Origin of the sequence: Chlamydiifrater phoenicopteri, assembly GCF_902807005.1 — a bacterium.
In the GTDB taxonomy this organism is placed as follows: domain Bacteria; phylum Chlamydiota; class Chlamydiia; order Chlamydiales; family Chlamydiaceae; genus Chlamydiifrater; species Chlamydiifrater phoenicopteri.
Genome location: NZ_LR777658.1, coordinates 431,632 through 452,375, shown reverse-complemented (window position 1 = coordinate 452,375; position 20,744 = coordinate 431,632). Strand labels below are relative to the sequence as shown.

The following is a 20,744-nucleotide window of genomic DNA, read 5'->3' as shown; positions in this document are numbered from 1 at the left end:
AGGGGAGAGCAAAAAAAAAGCTCGGAGAATAATCCCCGAGCTTTTGTGAAAAGTCTCACTGAAGACTGGCTTCTTTAGGAAGAAGCGTTTTCAACAGCAACAACATTTTCTTTGGCTTCTGCAGTTTTCTCTACAGACTCTTCCTCAGAAGCTGTAAGCTTGAGGAACAGCACGTTGAGCTTGGAAGCAGCAACGACCCAGCAGCCTATGATCACAAACAATATAGCAGCTAGGTATGGCGTCATAGCTCCAATGCTTCCGAAGAGAACCAAGAGGCCCTGTTGAATTAAAGATCCTCCAGATTTTCCAAAGCGAGCGGCTACAACATCGATAGCTGCTTTCCCTTTAACTTTTTGCTCTTGGTCTAAGGGAATGTAAGCCATTTCTTTTGTAGCATCAAAGAGAGCATACTTTGTTGATTTGGAGAGAATGTTTTGGACGGCTCCAACAATAACGGCCATCATTAGAGGTGTCGTTCCAAACATTGCTACTAACCCTGCAGCCTGATTTCTGAAGATTACTAGAGCAAAGAAAAGAGCTCCTGTGACTAGGATCATTATAGGTGTCGCCAAAGCTCCTGCTAACCACCCAAACTTTCTGATGACATTGCCGCCAACAAACAGCATAACAAATACAGAAACAATTCCTGTCCAGAAAGAGAAGTGCCCCATAAACTCGCTGTACTGGTTAGCGTTAGGGTATTGAAGTTTCAATTGGCTCTTCCAGGTGACTTCAACCAAATTGATGCAGACTCCGTAGCATATTACGAGGACGGCCAGCGATAAGATGTAAGGAGACCGCAGTAGATATGCAAAACTTTCTTTCAAGCCCATTTTAGGTTTGGATTTTTTAGACTTTTTGAGCTCTTCTGGGTTATAGAATCTAGGATCCGTAAGAACGTTTTTATTGATCCACCAGTAGCAGCACATAATGACAAGGCCTGCAGCCAACACCATTCCCATGAGAAGGTATAAAGAGGTGGTCCAAGGATCTTGTCCCGCAGTAGCAGCGCTACGCATTCTAGATGCCCAAATGATAGATCTTCCGGACGCTAGTAAGGCTAGGTTGGCTCCAATTCCGAACAAGGCATAGAACCTTTTGGCTTCGTTAATTTTGGTAATTTCGTTAGCAAATCCCCAGAACATAAGAGACAGCATAACACTTCCCCAAAGCTCTGCTAACACGAAAAACATAGCAAACGTCCAGTTTCTCAGTACGGCGACCAGACCGCTTAGTCCTTGAGGTAAAACAGACATTAACCAAGTAGCGAAGGTTGTCGGGTGGAGGGTTTCTCTAAAAGGATAAATTACTATGGGGAATAAAGTGAAGAAGAGGAGGAAAGGAGATATGACAGCATAAAATAGTGCTTGCTTGCTAAGAATATTGCTGAGCTTAGCGTAAATAATCATGAAAAGGACAGCGGAGGGCACGACAAGCCACACTTTGATAAAAGGAATAGCTTCTGCCCCAGATCCTGGTGCTGTCACTATAAGAGTGTCTTTAGTGTCTCTTAAAACGGTATAGTTGAAAGCTATACAGAAGAACATAAGGAACATTGGCAAGACTTTCTTCAACTCATGCTTATGTATGGGCCAAATGAAAGAACGCAATTTTCCAAAAGGTTTTTCCGTTGTCGTCGTCATAATTACCCTCTGAAATACGTTAATTAATTTAGTTTAGTTGGTTTATTTAAGTAATAGTTTAAAAACTTGATTTTTCAAGGAGCTAAGTATAGCAGGTTTTTATGCTCTTGACAAGAAGAAAGGGAGGAAGAGGGGGAGACGAGGGGCTTCTCCTTAGAAGCCCTGTCAAATATATTTTTTAAACAAGGAATGTGGAGGCCTCGGAAGCATTCGTATTAGCAGCTTTTACGGCTTCTACATAGGCATTCCATAAGTCAAAGCTTACAACGCCATTTCTGATGGATCGGATAAGCTCTCGTTTTAGAGAGGGTAAGGGTCTCTTAGGGCTAAATCTAGCTAGCAGATCTTTGTCTCCAACCTGTCTAGCGAGTTCTAAGACGCGCTCGATGTCGTTCTTGGTAAAGCTTACAAAGTCTCTCTTTTTCTTGGACCCCCTAGGAGCTCTGGGCTTGGGGTCTATAGCTCGAGGCATTTCTGATCCAATGATAAAATCTTTGAGCATTTTGTGCAGTTGCGCAGGGTCTGAGGCTTTCATTTTTCTTAGAGTGAAATGGTGCATATAACCACCAGCAGGACCAGGAAGGTATCTGCAAAGATCATTTTCCCTATTGCCATTAACTTTTTTAATTGCTTTTTCAATCAGTTTCTCAGTCTCTTCTTTTGTAGCTTGATCGACGACGGCCATCATAATCACCTTATTCTTTGCAAAATGATACATTAAATTAGAGGGGTTTTATTTCTTATTAAAGATTCCTCTGATTCAATTTTTTCAAATTAACCATTAAACCTTACTGTTAAAGAGTGCTTGCAACTCCGATTCTTTGGTAGTTTTAATTCAATTTGAAAAAAAGTTAGTTTCCTTGTTCTTGTCTGATTTTTTATGATACTAGATCTAAACCAAAAAATATTCCATTAAAATCTTTTTGGAATCTGATTATCTATAAAAATGATAATTTGTTCTACCATAATGTTTTCATCGATTCATGTTTTATATTTTCGAGAGGTCGGAGATGTCTTTAAAAGGTTTATTTTTTAAGGTTTAACTTTTTGATTTTATTAAACTCTTAACTCAAATCAAGCTTTGTCTCAATGGTTTTCAGAAGTTTTTTTTGATTTTTCAGAATTTTATTTTTTTTGTAAGATCTGTCCAACAATTTCTTTATTTTCAAAGTTTGATTAAGGAGTTTTATTCTCTCTTGTTTAACGATAAATCTAGGAGTCATATGAAAAGGTTTCTTTCTGTGCGCGCTCTTCTCCTTTTGTTTGGGGCGGCATTGCCTGCGCTAACGGGCTGTTCTTCTCAAAAAATGATATCAAAAACTTCTCAAAAGACTCCTTATATTTTGGCTACGAATAGGATGATCTATGATTGTGTAAAAGAGGTCGCAGGAGAGAGTGTTCAATGCCAACTTTTAATCAAAGGAGAGTTAGACCCACATTCTTATGAATTAGTTAAAGGCGACAGTGATAAGATTGCTGGAGCGGATGTTGTTTTTTGTTGTGGATTGGGGCTGGAGCATACCTTAAGCCTAAGAAAGCTTTTAGAAAACAATCCCAAAGTTGTTAAACTGGGAGACTGTTTGGCTGAAAAAAATAAGTTTAAAATTCTTTATGAAGAAGGTGTCCAAGATCCGCATATTTGGTTAGATATGGGAATCTGGAAGCATGTTCCACAGGAAATAGCTTTCGCGTTAGCAAAAGCATATCCAGAATTGTCTGAGAAATTTTTTGCTAATGCCAACAAGTTGGCAGAAGAGTTGAATAAGATAGATGGTTGGGCTAAACAGTCTTTAAGCTCTGTTCCCATAGACAAGAGGTTTTTAGTTACAGGACATAGTGCTTTTAGATACTTTTCTTATTCTTATTTAGCTGAGAAAGAGGAAAGGGAGAGTGGATTTTGGAAAGAAAGATTTATTTCTCCAGAAGGCATTTCTCCAGAAGCTCAGATAGGCATCCGAGACATTATCAGAGTTTCCGATTATATTTGTGAGCACTGTGTTGAGGTTGTTTTTCCTGAAGAATCCTTAAATCAGGATTCTTTAAGAAAAATAGTTTCTTGTTTGAAGAAAAAGCATTGTGTCAGACTATCTAAACAGGCTATTTACAGTGACAATGTTCCGTTGAACAAGAGTTATTTTGATATGTTCAAGCATAATGTTTGTATTATCACGGAAGAACTAGGAGGTTGTGTTGCAGACTTCTGATCTAAGAAACAGGGCGGTGTTTTGGGAAGTGCGTAACTTGTGCGTTAACTATGAGCGTTATCCAGTTCTCTATGATGTTTCTTTTTCAGTTTCTTCAGGTAGTTTGGTAGCCATAGTGGGGCCCAACGGCGCGGGTAAAAGTACCTTGCTTAAAGCCTCTCTTGGCTTGATTAAAAGCTTTTCTGGGTCTGTCGCGTTTTTTGGGAAGAAGTTTAAAAAGGTTAGAAAAAAAGTTAGTTACATGCCCCAAAGAGCTTCTGTTGACTGGGAGTTTCCTATCACTTTAATGGAATTAGTATTGAGCGGAGCTTATGGAAGGAAAGGCTTATTTCGTAAGATGAGTCGAGAGGATCGCGAAGAAGCTAATGAACAAATTTCCAGGGTGGGGTTAGAGAAGTTTTGTGATAGGCAGATAGGGAAGCTTTCTGGCGGCCAGCAGCAAAGAGCTTTTCTGGCTAGAGCTTTGATGCAAAAAGCCGATTTATATCTCATGGATGAATTGTTTTCAGCTATTGATATTTCTTCAACAGAAACGGCTATAAATATTTTGAAGCAACTAAAAGACGCTGGAAAAACGGTTGTTGTAGTGCATCATGATTTGGAAAAGGTCCCAGAAATTTTTGATTCGGTCGTTCTTTTAAACAAACGATTAGTTGCTGCAGGACCTATCGAAGAGTGCTTTAATTCTGATACCATTAAGCAAACTTTTGGCAAAAATGCAGACTTTTTTGATAGAACTCTAAAATTGTCGAAAGAAAGGCGATCAGGAGAGATATAGAGATAAGTATGTTTGATTTTTTATTTAGTCGAATATTTCTTTCTAGTTGTTTTTCCGTCGCCTTGGTTTGCGCTACGGCCTCTTTGTGGGGAGTTTTTTTATTGTTATCAAAAAAGTCTATGCTTCCAGAAACTCTTTCGCATGCAGCCTACCCAGGATTATTACTGGGAGTGTTAATTTCTCAGGGGCTTTTTTCTGATAGCTCTTTGTTCTTGATCGTTTTATTCGGAATGATTTTTGCTGTCCTAGGTTGTTACGGAGTCTATTACTTAGAAAAGTTTCTGAAGATGAATCAGGATTCCGCGTTGTGTTTCATTTTAGTTTCTTTTTTTGCTTTTGGTGTTATTTTATCGGGCTATATTAAAGATTCTTTCCCCATCTTATTTAATAGAGTGAATGCTTATCTTTACGGTCAGGCAGCAACTTTAAAAGAATCTGACGCCATTGTAGCTGGGTGTATATTTTTCTTGTCTGTTGGGTTTTTGTCGATATTTCGTCGACAATTAATGCTTGCCATCTTTGATAAAGATTTTGCTGAGACATGTGGAATTCCTCTTAGGTTGGTTTCGTCTGTAACGTTAAGTTTTATTACTTTTATCGTTGTTATAGGGGTTCGTAGTGTAGGAATTATACTGATTTCTGCAATGTTCGTTGCCCCTGCTCTAACCTCTCGACAACTTACAGATAATTTAAAGATCATTTTGTGGATGGCTGTGGGTTTTGGAGCTGTTTCCGGAGTTTTAGGAAGTTTTTTATCCGTAGCCCTTTCTTTTACTTCATCTGCGGGAAGAGAACTTATTCTTCCAACAGGGCCATTGGTAGTTTTAGTAGCAGGGAGTTTTGTTTTTCTGAGTTTGATTTTTTCTCCAAGCAATGGGGCGTTTTTCCGCTTTTATAGAAGACTCTTATTTTTATGGAAGTTACGTTATGAGCACTTTTTAAAAGCTTTGTGGTATTCTTCCTCTGGAGGGACTAAAGAGTTGTCTTTTGAAGATATTAAAACTCATGAAAGATTTTACGAGTATTTTGGCGGAGGGGGGCACCCGAAATTTTGGGTGCAGTATTTTCTTTTAAGAAAACTTTTAGAGAAAAAAGGCAGGGGAAATTTTTCTTTGACAGCAAAAGGCAAGGAACTTGCAGAGCGCTTGATTCGACGTCATCGTCTTTGGGAGGTATACATGGTGGACTCTTTAGATTTTTCTAAAGACGATGTTCACATGTTGGCAGAAGAAATGGAGCATATCCTTACGGAAGAAATGGAGTTTGAGTTAGCTAAAATGTTAAATAACCCCAAGGTAGATCCTCACAATAGTATTATACCAGAGCGTAAGAAAGGTCGTTGATATGTCTCCTTATGAAGGGGTGGGTTTTTTTGAGTTTTTTATGATTTTCTTTTCTAGGCTTTTTTCTAAAGATTTGTTGGTTTTAACGAGCCTAGATGAAATTCAAATTTTTGTATTCTTAGGATTGTCCATTTCAGGAGCTTTTGTTGGGTCTTTTGTTGTTCTTAGAAATATGGCAATGTTTGGTAATGCACTTTCTCATACTATAATTTTTGGTCTAGTTTGTGCCTTTCTATTTGCTAAAACTCTTTCCTTGTCTGTTACTACACTGGCTTTAGCTGCTTTATCAACGGCGATGCTCACCGGACTGCTTGTTAGAATAATGAAGGATGTTTTTTCTGTTTCAGAAGATTCAGGAGTGACGTTTTCTTTTTCTTTGATATTTTCTTTAGGGCTATTGTTTCTTGTTTTTCTTACTAAAAATGCCCATGTGGGTACGGAGCTAGTTATCGGAAATGCAGATGCTCTATCCAGAGAGGATGTAATTTTAGCTTACTACGTAGCGGCTCTAAACGCTTGTTTAACTTTAATTTTTTTTCGAGGGCTAAAAATACTGAGTTTTGATTATCTATTCGGAAGAACGATAGGGTTTCCTGTTAAGTTCTTAAACTATCTCATTACTATACAGATTTCTATGACATTAGTCGCTTCTTTTAAGGCTGTCGGTGTTTTGATGGCTTTAGCCTTTCTAATCTTTCCTGGATTAATTGCGAAGATGTTGGCTAAAACTTTACTGGGAATGTTGTTCTGGGCTATGTCTTTTTCCATTGCGGTTTCTATGTTTTCTCCAGCTGTTTCTAGAGCTATTTTATCTTATTGGGGCGTTGGGGTATCCACGGCAGGAGTTGCCGTTCTTTTATTTGTCTCGGTATATTTTTTAATAGCATGGGGGAAGAAGGTCTCTTTCATTATCCGAAGAGGAGCTTTTTCGCAAACACAGATTAATTAGATTTTTGATAAGGGACATTTTGTTTTCTATGTTTAAAAATATAGAAAATAGAGAGGGTTGCAAAAAATTAGTTGGCAAAACTGGAATTGACAATACTATCCTCTGGCATTATGATCTTTATCTGTGATTTTTTAGGAATAATTTGGTGAAAAATCTTGCCGTTTTAGGTTCTACAGGAAGTATTGGGACTCAAACTTTAGAGGTGGTGAGACGATTTCCAACTTCCCTTTCCGTCTTTCTTTTGTCTGCAGCTGGTAATAAGTTAGATTTATTGCGAGAACAGATAAAAACTTTTTCTCCAAAAGTTGTTTATGTCGCATCTAAGGAGAGGGCGCGCGCTTTAGCTAATGAATTTTCTAGTTTGTCGGTTCTTTGTGATGAAAATGAACTAACTCAAGTGGTTGCTCAAAAGGAAGTGGATATTTTAGTTGCAGCCTCTTCTGGGATTTCTGCTTTGCCGGTGATTTTGAGCGCCATTCAATCAAAGAAAACCATTGCTCTAGCTAATAAGGAAGTCATGGTTTGTGCTGGAGAATTAGTCAGAAATTTAGTTAAAAAAACAGGCGCTCGGTTGCTTCCTGTTGATAGCGAACATAATGCTATTTTTCAGTGTCTTCAAGAAAAGCCCCTAGAGGAAGTTTCTCGAATCATTCTTACTGCTTCTGGAGGACCCTTTTTAAACAAAAGTTTGGATGAATTGGAAAAAGTTTCTATCAAGGATGTCTTGAATCATCCTACGTGGACAATGGGACCCAAAGTGACTGTAGATTCTTCTACTTTGGTTAATAAGGGGTTAGAGTTAATAGAAGCGCGGTGGTTGTTTGATTGTCCCATAGAGAAGCTAGAAGCTGTAGTGCACCCGTCAAGTAGCGTTCATGGGATGGTAGAATGGATAGATGGGCATGTTCATATGGTTATGAATCGTCCTAGCATGCTCTATCCCATTCAACACGTTTTGACCCTTGATGAGGGGAGGAAAAAGGGGAGTTTAAACTTCTGGAATTTTAAGGAGTCTTTTTCTTTAGATTTTTCGCCTATAGATGAGCAAAAATTTTTGGGATTTGCTCTAGCTAAAAGGGCCATTCAGCAAGGATTATCTATGCCGTGTTTTTTTAATGCTGCTAATGAGGTTCTTGTGAAGAGGTTCCTTCGTGGAGAAATTTCTTGGAAACAGATCACAACTAAGTTATCTGATCTTATGGATGTCCACGATCCTACTCCTTGTTCCTCTCTGGAATCCATTTTAGAAGTAGATCGGGAAGCAGGCCTTTTGGCTTCTCGAACGTGATAAGTGTAAGGATGTAATATCAATGACTGTTCTTTATTTTCTTCTGGCGACGATAGCTTTGGGTATACTGGTTCTTGTTCATGAAGCAGGGCATTTTTTAGCAGCTAGATGGATGGGGATGACAGTAGAAAGCTTTAGTATAGGCTTTGGATCTGCTATTTGGAAACGTCGCATCCATGGTGTAGAATGGAGAGTCGGATGGATCCCTTTCGGAGGGTATGTTCGTATCAAAGGGATGGATACAGGACTGGATAAAGACAAGAAATCTTCGGGCTCAGTGTACGACATACCAGGAGGTTTTTATAGTAAGTCTCCTTTAAAGAGGATTTTTGTGCTTGTAGCAGGTCCTATGGCTAACATCTTTTTGGCTTTTTCTGTATTTTCTTTTCTTTGGCTTCTTGGTGGTCGCAACAAGGATTTTTCCGAATTTACTAAAGTTGTAGGCTGGGTTAACCCTGCGTCTTCTCTAGCATCTCAGGGATTGATGCCTGGGGATCGTATTCTCACATGCAACGGATCCGAATATGTGGGAGTTAAAGACTGTATTTCAGCTTCCCTGTTGGAGGGTAAATGGGATTTATCTATAGAGAGGCCTGGATATTCTAACGAGGAAACAAAGCTGTTTTCTTTGCAAGCGCGTTGCCCTGAAGAGGAAAAAGGGCTGCTCCCCGTGGCAGGTGCTAGTTATCTTGTTTTTGGAAAAAAAGCTGGAGAGGAGGATAAGAGTAAGCTGTTGTTGAAGGGATCTCCTCTCGAGAACTCCCCTCTACTAGTGGGAGATCGGCTGCTTTGGATTGACGGAGAGTTATTATTTTCACATTTTCAGTTATCTCGAATTCTTAACCAAGAATACGCCTTTCTTAAAGTTCGGAGAGGGGATAAGGAAATTTTTGTTCGAAGCCCTAGGGTTAGTGCCGGTAGCCTTCAGATGAGCACCTATGTTCGTAATGAGTTAATAGATTCTCAATATGAGATAGGGTTGAAAGGCAAATGGAAGTCCTTAAAAGTTTTGCCCTATGTTATCAATGCTCATTGTTATGTTGAAGGGAAGCTTTTTCCTATAGATCCTCAAACTTCTTTGTCCGGAGAAGATAATTCCTTAGAAGTTGGAGACAAAATTATAGCTGTAGACGGTGTCCCTGTATCACGAAATTATGACTTGTTGAAACTGCTTCAAGAACACAAAGTTACATTAATAGTTGAAAATCTTTCTTTGGAAGAAAGAACAAAAAATTCTTCTGTTGCCCAAGCAGATGAGCTATTTGTAACTTCATTTAATATGGATTCGATGAGGCCTCTTATAGGTTCTATTGGAACAGCCGACCTTCTCACAGAGAATGGGCAAATGAGATTGATAACCGGAATCCAGCCTTTGAAAAGAGAAAGATTATTGCCGAAAGAATTTTTTGATAAGCAGTATGCATGGGCTGCAAAGATCAAGGATAAAAACAAAAAAAGTTTGTTTTTAGAACGGATAGAGCAAGAGAAGAATAGGTTGTCTTTGGGGATACACTTGGAAGACATGAGTGTTAGGTATAACCCTGATCCTATAGTTTTGTCTTCTAATGTTGTCTCAGATTCTTTAAAAACTCTAAAAGCTTTGTTTTTAGGTCGCTTAGGGCCGAAATGGTTGTCTGGTCCTATAGGTATTATACAAGTCCTTCATACTGGTTGGTCTTTAGGTATAGGAGAAGCTTTATTTTGGATAGGGCTGATTAGCATGAACTTAGCTGTTTTAAACCTGATGCCCATACCAGCATTAGACGGCGGCTATATTCTAATTAGCATCTGGGAGTTGGTAAAAAGAAAAAGATTAAATATTAGACTGTTAGAGAAACTTTTGTTTCCTTTTATAATATTTTTAATTTTCTTTTTCTTATTCCTAACATTCCAGGATGTCAGTCGCATTTTCTGGGGGTGAATTTATTTTTTCAGAGGTTCTCGACGAGCTTTAGGGAACCCCCAAATGCTGGATCTGAAGTAATGAATAATATAGATATCGTTTCTTTGTTTAGTTATTAGTCTGGATTCTTTATTTCTTAAGATGGCTTTCTCAATAACTTCGGGTTTTTTTTGAATGTCCTGTATAGAGTATCCTTCCTTCAGAAACTTTTTGACTAGGTATATAGATTTTTTATTACTAACGATATAAGTATGATTAGAATCTATAGTGTATTCTAGATGAGGGGTCGTTAAGCATGTTTCAGCGCTTCTTACCTTGCCGTCGTTTTCTCCTTCCATTCTGAAAGGAAGAAACTTACTGCTTTTGTTCCCCTTTAGGATTAGCACTTCTACCTCGTCGGGCATTTTTCCCGTATTTAACATTTTTTGTGGGCTGTAAGTAAGGAGTTGTCTTCCTAAATTATCCCCGAAGACGGCCTGGACTATAGGGAGGCATCTGTAACGCCTTGCTAACGTAGATCCAGCATTGGGTGGGGCCATTAAAATAGCTTTGCCTTGTTTAGCTTCTTTAGGACAATCTTCTCTAGATAATGCAGCTCTAACAACAACACCTCCTACTGAGTGGGTTACAAAATTTATAGGGACTCCCGGCTTCATTTCGGCTATTTTTTTTAGCAGGCGAACTAGATGCTCAGCATGTTTTTGTAGAGTGAACTTTCTTGTTTCATAATTCCAAATAAATACTTCATAACCATCTTTTTCCAATGAGTGGCTAATGGGTTTAAGAGATTTATATGATCTTAGAAAAGCATGAACACAGACTACAGATTCTTTTTGTTGAGAGGTGGCGTTTATTCCTTGCACGCTGGAGGGGGGGGTTATAACTGTTTGCGAGCCAAAGGTTTTGGCGCTAGCTAATATAAAATATAATAATAATAAACTTTTTCTCATTTTCACCACCGTAAAACTATTTTAAATAAGTTTTTTTTAAAGAGAATGAGTTTATTTATTATTTTTAATTTTTTTATTTTATTGAGGGGCCGTGGTGTAAGAGCCATCTTCTACAAAATAACTATTCGAAAGAATTCCCAACTTTTGTGGAGATTTTGTGGAAGTGATGAATTGTTGGCCGGAGCCTTTAAGAAGAGATAACAAATAATTTCCACGGTCTGAATCGAGGCCTGCATGAAGATCATCCAAGCAGATGATAGGGAGAAGAGAGCTGAGTTGTTGTAAGTATTTGTGCTCGGCTAGTTTGAGCGTGGCTAATAAGCTATGTTTCTGGCCTTCACTAGAAAAGGAGGCTGCAGGCTTATTGTCAACTAGTATATGGAAGTCATCTCTGTGTGGACCTAAAGAAGAGGCGCCAAACTCGAGATCTTTCTCTAATGTTCGTTTGAAAAGTTCAATAAGAAAAGCTTCTACCTCATCTTCTTTATTAAGAATGTCTTTTGGAGCGCACGATTTGAATTTCAAGATGAAAGAATCCTTCCCTGGGTACTGCCATAAAGTCTGCATATAAGCGTTAAGACTGTGGATAGCCGCAGATCTCATAGTAATAAGTTTAGCTCCGTTAGAGGCCAGCTGTTTTTCCCAAAAGGTGATGGTGTGAGTATCCTTCTTTCGTAATAACGCGTTTCTATGTTGTAGAGAGCGGGTATAGGCTGTGAGGTTTTTAGCATAAAGTGGGTGGGACTGGGCAAGGAGGAGATTTAAGAAGGACCTTCGTTTTGTTGGGGGGCCGGTGATTATTTCTATGTCGTTAGGGGCGAATAATATAAGTGGAAACCTGCCAATTAGAGAAGAAATTGTTGTGATAGGAGAGTCATCACAAAGAATTTTTTTTCCTTTTTTATCAAAATGAAACGCTAACGAGTGTTTAAAGTTTTTTTTTTCAAACTCTGCTTCTAGATAGAAGCTGTCTTTGCCGAAGGAAACAGCTTCCGCTAGATGAGGAGTACGGAAAGACCTTCCTGTACATAAGATGTAAATAGCTTCTAAAAGATTGGTCTTTCCTTGAGCATTTTTCCCGTATAAATAATTAATCTCAGGGGAAAAAGCGATCTCTGTATTAGAATGATTTCTAAAGTTCCAAAGGCGTAGATTTAAGATTCTCATTGATTAGTCATCATGGAGTCTCATAGGCATTATTATGAACAAACTCCTTGTAGAGTCCGTAATAACTCCTGGGTTGTAAGAGTCAGAAATCCCTAAGCTTACAGACTCATCCTTACTGTGCTTTAATATGTCTAAGAAGAAGAAGGGATTGAAAGCTATTTCCAATTTATCTCCTTCATAGTTGACAGCCATACTGACTCGTCCTTCTCCGACTTTTGTACAATTGGCTGTCAAAGTAAGTTCTCCCGGAGTAAAGGTGAATTTCACTGAGTGAGAAAGCTCTCCTGTAAATAGGGCTACTTGTTTTAAGAGGCTTATAAGTTCTTCCCTATGAAGATCTAAAGTCACTTTGCTCTGTGTTGAAATAACGGGAGAGAAGTCTGGGAAATCTCCAGATAACAGCTTAGTAATAAGCAATGTGTTATCACATTCGACAGCAATCTTATCTTCTGCTAGGAAGACGGTGGCTTCGGAGGCTTCGCCTGAGCAAAGTTTGATGACTTCTTCGACGGCCTTGATAGGGATAATATATTCCCCACGGAAATCTGGTTCTATAGAGACTTCGGCGTCTATTTTAGCTAGACGCTTTCCATCGGTTCCTACTAGAGTTGCCGTGCCTGCAGAAATTCTCAAGAGGACTCCTGTGAGGACATAGCGGCTTTCTTCCTTAGAAACGGCAAAGCTAGTGCGTTGAAACATATCTTTGAGACTCTCTGAGGGCAAGGAAAACCTTACGGCATTGCTCATATCTGGAAGCATGGGAAAGTCTTCTTTTTCCATGCTATGTAGCTTGAATCTAGAAGATCCAGAAACAATTTCCGCCATTTCCCCCGACAGAGAAGCAATTTCTATATTTGACTCTGTCAACTCTCTGACGAGTTGGAAGAATCTGCGAGAGGGAATGGACAATGCTCCCTTTTCTTGCACCTTAGCTTTAGCTAGGCAGCGGGTGCTTACGGTGAGATCTGTAGCGGTAAAGACTAGTTCATCATTTTGAGTTTCTATGAGTACGTGAGATAGGATGGGGATAGGGGTGTTTTGAGGGACAACATTCTGCAACCTTCGAATGAGGTTGCTTAGTTCGTTTCTCGATACAACAAACTTCATCTCAGTACCTAGCGCAATAATGGGTAATCCCATAAAATAATCTGCAGTATTTTCAAAAGTCAAGGATAAGAATAAAAATTATTTCTTTTGATATACTTCCTTCTTTTTTGAATTGGTCTTATGAGTAGCAAAGAGATTGTATCAAACAGAAAGGCTTTTCATAGTTACGAAATAACAGAAACTTTTGAAGCTGGAATTGTTTTAAGGGGAACAGAGATTAAGTCTCTAAGGGATCATGGGGGCAGTCTTGCTGATGCTTATGTTACGGTTTCCAGAGGGGAGGCTTGGTTAATTGGGGCTGGTATAGCTCCTTACAGATTTGGGAATATCAATAATCACGAAGAACGTCGGCCTCGAAAGTTGTTGTTGCACAAGTATGAAATAGCAAAGATAGAATCTTTTCTTTCTCGGAAAGGATTGACGGTGGTGCCGCTGGCCATCTTGTTAAAGAACGGCTTTGCTAAGGTTAAAATTGGTTGTGGAAGGGGGAAGAAAACCCATGACAAGCGCCAAGCCATCATCGATCGTGAGCGGAAGAGGGAGGCGGAAGCTGCTATGAAGCGTCGTTTGAGATAACATAAGCTTCTACGCCTTGTTCGTGAGCCCACTGGATGGCTTCGTCTTTTGAAGAGAAGGTCATCATGGCTGTCGCTATGGCATCGGCATAAGCACAGGAGTCATGGACGACGGAAATAGCTACAATTGTTTGATCGCCCTCTTTTAGTGGGGTCAATGTCTTAGTATCTATGATATGCGTGTATTTATCGTTTGTTACAAGCCAGTTTTGCAGGTAGCTGCCGCTGGATGCTATGGCTTGTTCTTTAAGCTCTAGGGGAGTGTTTGATGCTATAGAAAACACTTTCCATAGTCTTCCTGTGGGGTGCTTGCCGACAGTTTTTATCTCTCCTCCCCACTCTACGTAAGCAGACCGAATGCCTAGGTTTTTTAGAGCTTCCACAAGTTTATCTACAGCATGCCCTTTAACGATACCGCATAAATCTAAGCTAGTCTCTTTGAAAGATTTAGAGATGGTTCGGTTTTGATGGTCTAAAGAAATATTGGCGAGGCCACATGCTTTCTGATATCGTTCGAGTTCATTTTCAGAAGGAATAGAATTTTTCTTTAAATGTGAGATCCACAGGTTTTTAAGATTTCCTAGAGTTGGATCAAACCTTCCATTAGTCAGGACTGAGAGTTCGAGGGTAAATTCCAGGAAAGAAAATAAATCTTTAGAGATGGTTATCGGAGTATGGGCTGGAGCCCTGTTGATGGAAGATACCTCTGATGCCGGGTTCCAATTATTGAATACAGTGTCTATATGTTGAAAGGTTTTGCTGACGGCGGTATCCACAGCTTTCCTTTGTTTAATAGACAAATTTTCTCCTATAACAATCTTATACGGGATGGTCATGGCCACCCCACAAAGAGTATAGGGAGAGTGTCTCACTAAATGTTTGAAAGCAAGAAGCTTCCCCTTGTCAATCAAAGTATTAACAGAGAAAATAGAAAGGATAGTGATTACCAATCCTTTTAGGATGATGAGCCGAAAATCTCTAATTTTTGGTAACTTTCCCATGTGTTTCTCATTAGCATAGCTACTGTGGTAGGGCCTACTCCGCCAGGCACAGGCGTAATGGCTGCGCACTTTGTCACCACATTGTTAAAGTCGACGTCACCGACTATACGATAGCCTTTAGGAGACTCTTCGTCAGGAATTTTTGATATCCCCACATCTATGACCACGGATTTAGAAGAAACCATATCCCCTTTAAGAAAGAATGGAGAGCCTATAGCGGAAACAATAATGTCTGCGCTAAGGAGAATTTCCTTAATATTTTCTGATTTACTATGGAGAACAGTCACAGAAGCGTTTGTGAGAGCGTGTTTCTGCATCATTAAAGCAGCTAAAGGCTTTCCTACGATGTTGCTGCGGCCTAGAATAGCAACATGTTTCCCTTCTACAGGTATGGAATAATGGTTAAGAATTTCTACAACGCCTGCCGGTGTACAAGGAACAAAGCCTCCAGGTATTTCTGACAATAATTTGCCCATATTTATTGGAGTTAAACCGTCAACATCTTTTTCTGGAGCTATCGTGCTAATGATAGCATCGGCATCAAGGTGTTTAGGAAGAGGGAGTTGGAGGAGGATGCCGTGTGTTTCGGGATCCAAATTTAAGGTTTGAACTAATTCCAGAACTCGGGATGGCTCCACATCGGAAGGCAACCTATAGGCTTTGGAATTCATTCCTAGCTCTTGAGCACGTTTTACTTTTGTTCCAACATAGACTTCTGAGGCAGGGTTATTCCCAACAAGGATTACAGCCAATCCTGGCTTTGAAGGTGCTTTCTGCACATTTTGAGTAATTTTCTGAAAAATTTTATCCGCTACTGGCTGGCCATATAGAATCATAAGAATCTCCTTATTAGCGAAAGCATTCTACGTCTTCCTTCAGATATAAGACAAGGGATGACATAGATTATTATCGCGTAGAGAAAGTCTATTGTGAAAGCGTTTTTGATATCTAGAAAGAGTCGTTTTTGTGAAAACAAGTGGAAATGGAACAGAGTGAAAATGGGGTAAGAGAGCAGATAGAAAACTGAGGAGAAAATAGCCGTGATTAAAGGAACAGAAAGAAGCTTTTCTTCTAAAAAAACGCTTTTTAATCTGTAAATTATTAAAGCAGAAAGAACATGTAGGAGAGAGTAAGCTCCAAAGGTTGTAGAAGAAAAGAGATCATAAAGCAAGCCTACAAACATAGCTTTCAATAACACTTGAGGCATTTTATGTTTATAAATGGAGGCCGCAAGATAAGGGGCAAAACAAAGGAGTTTAGTTGGTTGTATTTGTGTGGTTTGAATGGATGGCAGCGCCAAAAAAACAGTCAAAGAAAGAAGGAAGCATGTGCTCGTAGAGCGCTTATACATGGTTGAGAATGTCCATTTTCAAGAGAGAGATAGTTATCGTTTTAGTTATGCGAAGGAGGAGAGGGAGTATAAAAGAAAAAAAATAAAATTACAAGTTAACACCGAGAACGATGTTGATATTCAGTGAGATGGTGCTTCTGTTTTTTGTTTTTAATGTTTCTTTGTTTTTTTGAAGGATTAAAATAATTTTTATTGTTGTTTATAATAAAACTAGTTGGATTAGTTCTTTTTTATGGGGTTTATTCGTGGTTAAAAAGAAAAATCGAACAAAAAAATCTTCTATAGAGAATTTTGAACAAAGAAAACAGAGCATATCTACAGTTTCAATGAACGCCATAAAGAAAACTTCTAAAAGCAAAAAATCTTTAAAGAGATCTGAAAAAAGGGATAGCGTCATAAGTAAGGCTGCTAATTCTAAAGAGTTAGAAGAAAAGGCAAGGAAATTTGATGAGCTTGTGAGTGGAATGCTTAAAGCTAAAGCTGCTGAGCAGGAGCGGCTTCTAATTTTCCATCATGACAAAGGGTTTGTTTACTCCGATTTAGAAAATCTCGGGAAGTATTCAATTAGATTATAGCTTTTTCTCATACTTCGATTTTCCTTTTACAAGAGAAGAGGACACTTTTGTAGGAGTATTATCGAAAAAACCTTTCTAAGGAGTTTATCTGAGACAGAGTTATCTACAGAAGGTTAACAGTTTATAGGATTTTGGTAGATCTTTAACTTTAAGCCTTAAGTTGTTTGTTTTTACACACTTCTGTGGTTTTGTCGGTAAGGTTTTGGCACGAGGGGGATTTTCTCTCGTGTTTTTTTTGTTTTGCATTGATAGATTTCTATAATTCCATTTTTTTTGTTTTATAAAATAACTCGCCGAATTTTAAAATATTAATAATAAAGTTTTTATTATTTTATTTGTTTATTTTACTTTTTTCGGAGGAGGTTATGTCTACAATTTCTGGAGGAGGAATGTCCCCTCTAGGGGGGCCTAACTGGGATCCAAATATGATGGGAGGGCCTGAAAAGGCTGCTGAAGAAGTTAATGATTCAGAACATATTGATACCATTGATACCATAGACATTTCCTCTGATAAAACAGACTCAGTGTCAACTACAGGCAAAAAGCAAGAAGCTGTCGTAAGATCTTCTTCCTCTCTAGAACATTTCTCTGAAGCTCAGTTGAATAAGAGGAAGTTAGAGAAAACTCAGGAAAAGATGGGAGCCTTTTCCAAGCTAAAGCAATCTATGAATAAGATGAAGTCGGGAATGAAAGCTTTTCTTTCTGGCTTCGGTTCGAAAGGGGCGAGCATTTCTGCCAAAAAAGCCAGAGATTCTGGTGAAGGAACCTCTTTAATTCCCAGCGAGATACCGGAATCTTTTGGTAAATCAGCTGATGTTTCATCGAGTATGATGGACTTTTACTTTGATGCTTCCGGGATGGCGCGTTCAGAGTATGAAAGTATTGATACTGATATGCGGTCTACACAATCTTCTTCATTTTTTGGCATCGACAACCCTATTTTTGATCATAGTGCTCTATCTTTAGAAGAGGTTGAAGCATCTTCTGTTTTATTTGCTCCTACAAAACCTACGATCTCACCGGATGATGTAGATGTTGTTTATAGCTCGTGGACGTCGCAGAGACTTGGAGGAGAAGTTGTAAGTAAATTGATGGACGCTAACGTAGAGACTACTTCGTTATTAAGAAGATCTCCTCTCCTCGCTATGGAGGGGATGGTAGATTTTGCTGCTCCTGAACTGAGGACTGCCTCAGCAACATCTTTTTCCAGAAAAATTTCTCCTTCTAACGATGAGTTGGTGGAAGAGATGTCTGCTAGGAACGAAGAAGTTACTTTGGAAACAGGAGAAGCTGTTGAGGAGTTGTCAGAGAACGAACAAAAAAAAGATATCGCAGAAAAAATTACTCAGGAACAAATTGAAAATCAAAAAGCTAAGGAAAAATTGTTGTTAAATGCTTCGTTGCTTGGAGGAGGTCCTTACCTAGCCAGTTCTTCTTCGTTTAGCAGCTCTGGATTTTACAAGTTTCGCCTTCCTAGAGGCAGTGGTAATGAAAGTTCCCCCGGAGTTTTGGGTAAAGAGGTTCGTGTCAGAGAAGATGGGTTTGATATACATAAGTCTGGAATGAAGTCCCAAAAGTTCAGTAGCAAAGTTGTGGATAATGATACATTGAAAATAGAGAAAACGCTAACTCCTTTAACATTCAAGCGTTACGAGAGTTTGGGAGAGAGTAGTTCTAGCTCTTCAGATTTTCGATATAGGGAAGAAAGTTTTCTGGAACGCCCGATAAAGATTAATACACGGTCTAGTAGTTTTTCAGACAATCGGCAGGAGCGTCCTTTAGAAAGAAAATCGGCAATAACATGTTCTGCTTATTTGTTTTCTTCTTGCCAGGGGATGGCTTTCCAGCTTTCCCCGCCTAAGAGTAAGGCGGAACATCTTAAAGAGCTTAATGATATTCCTGGCCGTAATTCTCCGCCGGACCCCCTTATTTACCAATATAGGAATGTTGCTGTAGACCCAGCTTTGGTTTTGAGACCTCATTCTCCTTATGGGGAGGGATCTTCGAAAATGTCTATACAAGGGAAGCCTGAGGCTGCATCAGCATACAATGATTCTAGCGATGATAATAACGACCGACAGAAGCGAGAAGAGCGTAACGAGGAAGAAATCGAAGAAATAGCAGAAGAAGATAATAAAAGTAATTAGTTTACAATGAAGGTATTGATCCGTTTATGAGTATACATTTTAATCCTTATGGGCAGATTTTATCTTTTGGCGCTTCACAGGGGAACTCCTCTAATGGGGAGGGGAAAGACTCAGTAAGAAAAATTGTTGGAGAAATAGCTTCAACAGCTATTAAGCACGCTTTGATTGCTTCTGTAGAAAATATTAGTGATAGAAAGTCTAGGAAGCACAGGTTTCGCTTAATAAGCAAGAAAAAGCAAGCAAAAATTATTTTGTCAGCTCTTAAGAACATCCATTTAGATTCTGCTATCTTTAAGTCCATGGATAACTATGAGAAGAAAAAAAGAGACCCAGGTAATCGTTGTGTTGTTTGGGATGTAAGAAGTAGGAAATGTAAGTTTCCCATTCGTATAGGGAAGAAGGCTGCGGAAGCTATATCTGAGGCCGCAGAGTATTGGGTGATAGCTAGGAATAATGGACTGCTAGAAATGGCTGATACATTGTTTTTCCAGAAGTATGAGGGATAAGGACTTTATAAAAGCTGGTATGCTCCTTGATATGAAGGAGCACGTTTGTCGCTTCACTAGCTACGCTGCCATTTCAGAATAGTATGTTTCTAGGAATGTCAAAGAGGGCGTGAGCAAAGGATTGTTTAGTTTCGTTTTCTTAGCTCCTTTTTTATAGCTACCTCTAGAAATAGGCTTTGCTGTTTTCAAGTATTCTTCTAGGGGTGTCTTCTTTGCTAACAATTGATTCCATATGTTGAGCATTTTTTTGTTTTGTTGAGGCGTTAAGTCGTGGAGAATGAGAATATTTTCTACGTTATTATGGAAGCCATTCCTTGACCAGTTAGCAGACCCAGAGATCAATATGGAGTCATCGATCCAAGCAAATTTATGGTGCAGTTTATATTTGGAGGTTTTTATCCATATGGGAAAGTCTTCTTCACAGCGGCATTCTTCTATAAGAGTTTGCTTTGTTAAAGGGGCATAAGATTTATCTATAATGATTTGTGTGTCGACACCTCTTGAGTGAGCCTCATATAAGGCATTGAGTAAATGAGGCTCTGTAAGAGCAAACATCCCGACCTTAATCGAATATTTTGCGTTATTTATTAACTTTAGTATTCGGTTGAGACCGCGTTCAGAGTCTTCTGGAAAGGCAAAATAGTCTATCTGCTTGTTATTAACGAAGCATGTTCCTGAAGTATTCGTCGTTACCAAATTGCTTAGATCTTGACTACGAATGCCTATCGTGAGATTGGAATCTAAATCTAGAGAATCTGAAGTATAGTTAGCAGATCCTACCCATACGGTGGAGTCATCTACAACAGTAGCTTTTATGTGCATGAGGGAGTTTCTCTGTGAAGTAGAGGGTGCCGGTATAGTTTCTATATTTGGATAAAACCGAGAAAAATTCTGTTCGTTTTTCAAGTGATAATAATGTAATTTGACAGGTACTTTTTCTGAAGATTTTTGATGTAACGTGTTGATAATCCACTCATCAGACAAGTTATAGATTCTAACAAAGATACTGTTTTTAGCTTTCCTCATAGAATTACAGAGAACGCCCCTTACGTTATCTTTGCATTGTGAGGAGTATATGACTGGATCGCTAGACTTTTCTAATGTTTTGAGGTCATCAGAGTTTTCTAATAGAAACCCGCTCCCTCCTATTAGCAAAATTGCAGAAAGAAACAGTTTTGTTAGAGGTTTTCTTTTTTTATTTTTCATTTTCGATTCTTTTAAAGTTGATGATTTTGTTTATTAAATAAACTATTTTTT

Annotated in this window: 19 protein-coding genes; 10 read left to right on the top strand and 9 right to left on the bottom strand. The window is 38.9% G+C overall.

What is annotated here, in order from left to right:
- Positions 1–74: 74 nt before the first annotated feature.
- Both npt1 and ddbA read right to left on the bottom strand, forming a co-directional pair.
- A complete protein-coding gene (gene npt1 / locus KJA58_RS01955; RefSeq protein ID WP_213357785.1) occupies positions 75–1,643 on the bottom strand; it encodes an NTP/NDP exchange transporter Npt1 in 1,569 nt (522 codons plus the stop codon).
- A 178-nt stretch (positions 1,644–1,821) separates the two neighbouring features.
- Positions 1,822–2,328: a DNA binding protein DdbA gene (ddbA, locus tag KJA58_RS01950; RefSeq protein ID WP_213358365.1), complete on the bottom strand. Its 507-nt coding sequence runs from the start codon at positions 2,326–2,328 to the stop codon at positions 1,822–1,824.
- A gap of 538 nt (positions 2,329–2,866) precedes the next feature.
- Here ddbA and KJA58_RS01945 point away from each other — a divergent pair.
- The 6 genes from KJA58_RS01945 to KJA58_RS01920 all read left to right on the top strand — a co-directional run bounded on the left by KJA58_RS01945 (position 2,867) and on the right by KJA58_RS01920 (position 10,126).
- Complete coding sequence (locus KJA58_RS01945) at positions 2,867–3,847, top strand: metal ABC transporter solute-binding protein, Zn/Mn family (protein ID WP_213357784.1); 981 nt, start codon at positions 2,867–2,869, stop codon at positions 3,845–3,847.
- Positions 3,834–4,625 carry a metal ABC transporter ATP-binding protein gene (locus KJA58_RS01940; RefSeq protein WP_213357783.1) on the top strand — a complete coding sequence of 264 codons (792 nt, stop codon included), beginning with the start codon at positions 3,834–3,836 and terminating at the stop codon, positions 4,623–4,625. The genes KJA58_RS01945 and KJA58_RS01940 overlap by 14 nt, the downstream gene beginning before the upstream one ends.
- A gap of 8 nt (positions 4,626–4,633) precedes the next feature.
- The gene (locus KJA58_RS01935; RefSeq protein WP_213357782.1) at positions 4,634–5,968 is read left to right on the top strand and encodes a metal ABC transporter permease; all 1,335 of its coding nucleotides are present in this window, start codon (positions 4,634–4,636) and stop codon (positions 5,966–5,968) included.
- Between the two features lies 1 nt (position 5,969).
- Entirely contained in the window at positions 5,970–6,917 is a 948-nt protein-coding gene (locus KJA58_RS01930; RefSeq protein ID WP_213357781.1) for a metal ABC transporter permease, read from the top strand.
- 145 nt (positions 6,918–7,062) lie between these two features.
- Positions 7,063–8,205, top strand: a complete 1,143-nt coding sequence (gene dxr / locus KJA58_RS01925) for a 1-deoxy-D-xylulose-5-phosphate reductoisomerase (RefSeq protein ID WP_213357780.1) — start codon at positions 7,063–7,065, stop codon at positions 8,203–8,205.
- A gap of 22 nt (positions 8,206–8,227) precedes the next feature.
- Positions 8,228–10,126, top strand: coding sequence for a site-2 protease family protein (locus tag KJA58_RS01920; RefSeq protein WP_213357779.1), 1,899 nt, complete (start codon positions 8,228–8,230; stop codon positions 10,124–10,126).
- 2 nt (positions 10,127–10,128) lie between these two features.
- On the opposite strand, the gene KJA58_RS01915 is transcribed toward KJA58_RS01920, so the two are convergent.
- From KJA58_RS01915 to dnaN, 3 genes are all read right to left on the bottom strand, one after another.
- The gene (locus tag KJA58_RS01915; RefSeq protein ID WP_213357778.1) at positions 10,129–11,058 is read right to left on the bottom strand and encodes an esterase/lipase family protein; all 930 of its coding nucleotides are present in this window, start codon (positions 11,056–11,058) and stop codon (positions 10,129–10,131) included.
- Between the two features lie 78 nt (positions 11,059–11,136).
- A complete protein-coding gene (gene recF / locus KJA58_RS01910) occupies positions 11,137–12,225 on the bottom strand; it encodes a DNA replication/repair protein RecF (protein WP_213357777.1) in 1,089 nt (362 codons plus the stop codon).
- Positions 12,226–12,228: 3 nt separating this feature from the next.
- Positions 12,229–13,332 (bottom strand): DNA polymerase III subunit beta, encoded by a 1,104-nt coding sequence (gene dnaN / locus KJA58_RS01905; protein ID WP_213358364.1) that lies wholly within the window; start codon positions 13,330–13,332, stop codon positions 12,229–12,231.
- Positions 13,333–13,452: 120 nt separating this feature from the next.
- Between dnaN and smpB the strand changes: the two genes are divergently transcribed.
- Positions 13,453–13,908 (top strand): SsrA-binding protein SmpB, encoded by a 456-nt coding sequence (smpB, locus tag KJA58_RS01900; protein WP_213357776.1) that lies wholly within the window; start codon positions 13,453–13,455, stop codon positions 13,906–13,908.
- Here the strand turns inward: smpB and KJA58_RS01895 are convergent.
- The 3 genes from KJA58_RS01895 to mreD are packed head-to-tail and all read right to left on the bottom strand — an operon-like array spanning position 13,886 to position 16,259.
- Positions 13,886–14,908: an FAD:protein FMN transferase gene (locus KJA58_RS01895; protein ID WP_213357775.1), complete on the bottom strand. Its 1,023-nt coding sequence runs from the start codon at positions 14,906–14,908 to the stop codon at positions 13,886–13,888. The genes smpB and KJA58_RS01895 overlap by 23 nt on opposite strands.
- The gene (locus KJA58_RS01890; protein WP_213357774.1) at positions 14,863–15,744 is read right to left on the bottom strand and encodes a tetrahydrofolate dehydrogenase/cyclohydrolase catalytic domain-containing protein; all 882 of its coding nucleotides are present in this window, start codon (positions 15,742–15,744) and stop codon (positions 14,863–14,865) included. The genes KJA58_RS01895 and KJA58_RS01890 overlap by 46 nt, the downstream gene beginning before the upstream one ends.
- Entirely contained in the window at positions 15,741–16,259 is a 519-nt protein-coding gene (gene mreD, locus KJA58_RS01885; protein WP_213357773.1) for a rod shape-determining protein MreD, read from the bottom strand. The genes KJA58_RS01890 and mreD overlap by 4 nt, the downstream gene beginning before the upstream one ends.
- 245 nt (positions 16,260–16,504) lie before the next feature.
- Between mreD and ltuB the strand changes: the two genes are divergently transcribed.
- The 3 genes from ltuB (at position 16,505) to KJA58_RS01870 (ending at position 19,487) form a co-directional block, all read left to right on the top strand.
- Positions 16,505–16,834, top strand: a complete 330-nt coding sequence (gene ltuB, locus KJA58_RS01880) for a late transcription unit protein LtuB (RefSeq protein ID WP_213357772.1) — start codon at positions 16,505–16,507, stop codon at positions 16,832–16,834.
- Positions 16,835–17,199: 365 nt separating this feature from the next.
- Entirely contained in the window at positions 17,200–18,981 is a 1,782-nt protein-coding gene (locus tag KJA58_RS01875; protein ID WP_213357771.1) for a hypothetical protein, read from the top strand.
- A 26-nt stretch (positions 18,982–19,007) separates the two neighbouring features.
- Complete coding sequence (locus KJA58_RS01870) at positions 19,008–19,487, top strand: hypothetical protein (protein WP_213357770.1); 480 nt, start codon at positions 19,008–19,010, stop codon at positions 19,485–19,487.
- Between the two features lie 60 nt (positions 19,488–19,547).
- Here the strand turns inward: KJA58_RS01870 and KJA58_RS01865 are convergent, their stop codons facing one another.
- Complete coding sequence (locus tag KJA58_RS01865) at positions 19,548–20,693, bottom strand: phospholipase D-like domain-containing protein (RefSeq protein ID WP_213357769.1); 1,146 nt, start codon at positions 20,691–20,693, stop codon at positions 19,548–19,550.
- Positions 20,694–20,744: the final 51 nt, after the last annotated feature.

Bases quoted from the DNA above. Each gene is read 5' to 3' on its own strand.
- KJA58_RS01895 (WP_213357775.1), bottom strand. From the start codon at position 14,908: ATGGGAAAGTTACCAAAAATTAGAGATTTTCGGCTCATCATCCTAAAA.
- KJA58_RS01875 (WP_213357771.1), top strand. From the start codon at position 17,200: ATGTCTACAATTTCTGGAGGAGGAATGTCCCCTCTAGGGGGGCCTAAC.
- dnaN (WP_213358364.1), bottom strand. From the start codon at position 13,332: ATGAAGTTTGTTGTATCGAGAAACGAACTAAGCAACCTCATTCGAAGG.
- KJA58_RS01865 (WP_213357769.1), bottom strand. From the start codon at position 20,693: ATGAAAAATAAAAAAAGAAAACCTCTAACAAAACTGTTTCTTTCTGCA.
- mreD (WP_213357773.1), bottom strand. From the start codon at position 16,259: ATGTATAAGCGCTCTACGAGCACATGCTTCCTTCTTTCTTTGACTGTT.
- ddbA (WP_213358365.1), bottom strand. From the start codon at position 2,328: ATGGCCGTCGTCGATCAAGCTACAAAAGAAGAGACTGAGAAACTGATT.
- KJA58_RS01920 (WP_213357779.1), top strand. From the start codon at position 8,228: ATGACTGTTCTTTATTTTCTTCTGGCGACGATAGCTTTGGGTATACTG.
- KJA58_RS01870 (WP_213357770.1), top strand. From the start codon at position 19,008: ATGAGTATACATTTTAATCCTTATGGGCAGATTTTATCTTTTGGCGCT.
- KJA58_RS01930 (WP_213357781.1), top strand. From the start codon at position 5,970: ATGTCTCCTTATGAAGGGGTGGGTTTTTTTGAGTTTTTTATGATTTTC.
- KJA58_RS01935 (WP_213357782.1), top strand. From the start codon at position 4,634: ATGTTTGATTTTTTATTTAGTCGAATATTTCTTTCTAGTTGTTTTTCC.
- KJA58_RS01915 (WP_213357778.1), bottom strand. From the start codon at position 11,058: ATGAGAAAAAGTTTATTATTATTATATTTTATATTAGCTAGCGCCAAA.
- smpB (WP_213357776.1), top strand. From the start codon at position 13,453: ATGAGTAGCAAAGAGATTGTATCAAACAGAAAGGCTTTTCATAGTTAC.
- npt1 (WP_213357785.1), bottom strand. From the start codon at position 1,643: ATGACGACGACAACGGAAAAACCTTTTGGAAAATTGCGTTCTTTCATT.
- KJA58_RS01945 (WP_213357784.1), top strand. From the start codon at position 2,867: ATGAAAAGGTTTCTTTCTGTGCGCGCTCTTCTCCTTTTGTTTGGGGCG.
- KJA58_RS01890 (WP_213357774.1), bottom strand. From the start codon at position 15,744: ATGATTCTATATGGCCAGCCAGTAGCGGATAAAATTTTTCAGAAAATT.
- recF (WP_213357777.1), bottom strand. From the start codon at position 12,225: ATGAGAATCTTAAATCTACGCCTTTGGAACTTTAGAAATCATTCTAAT.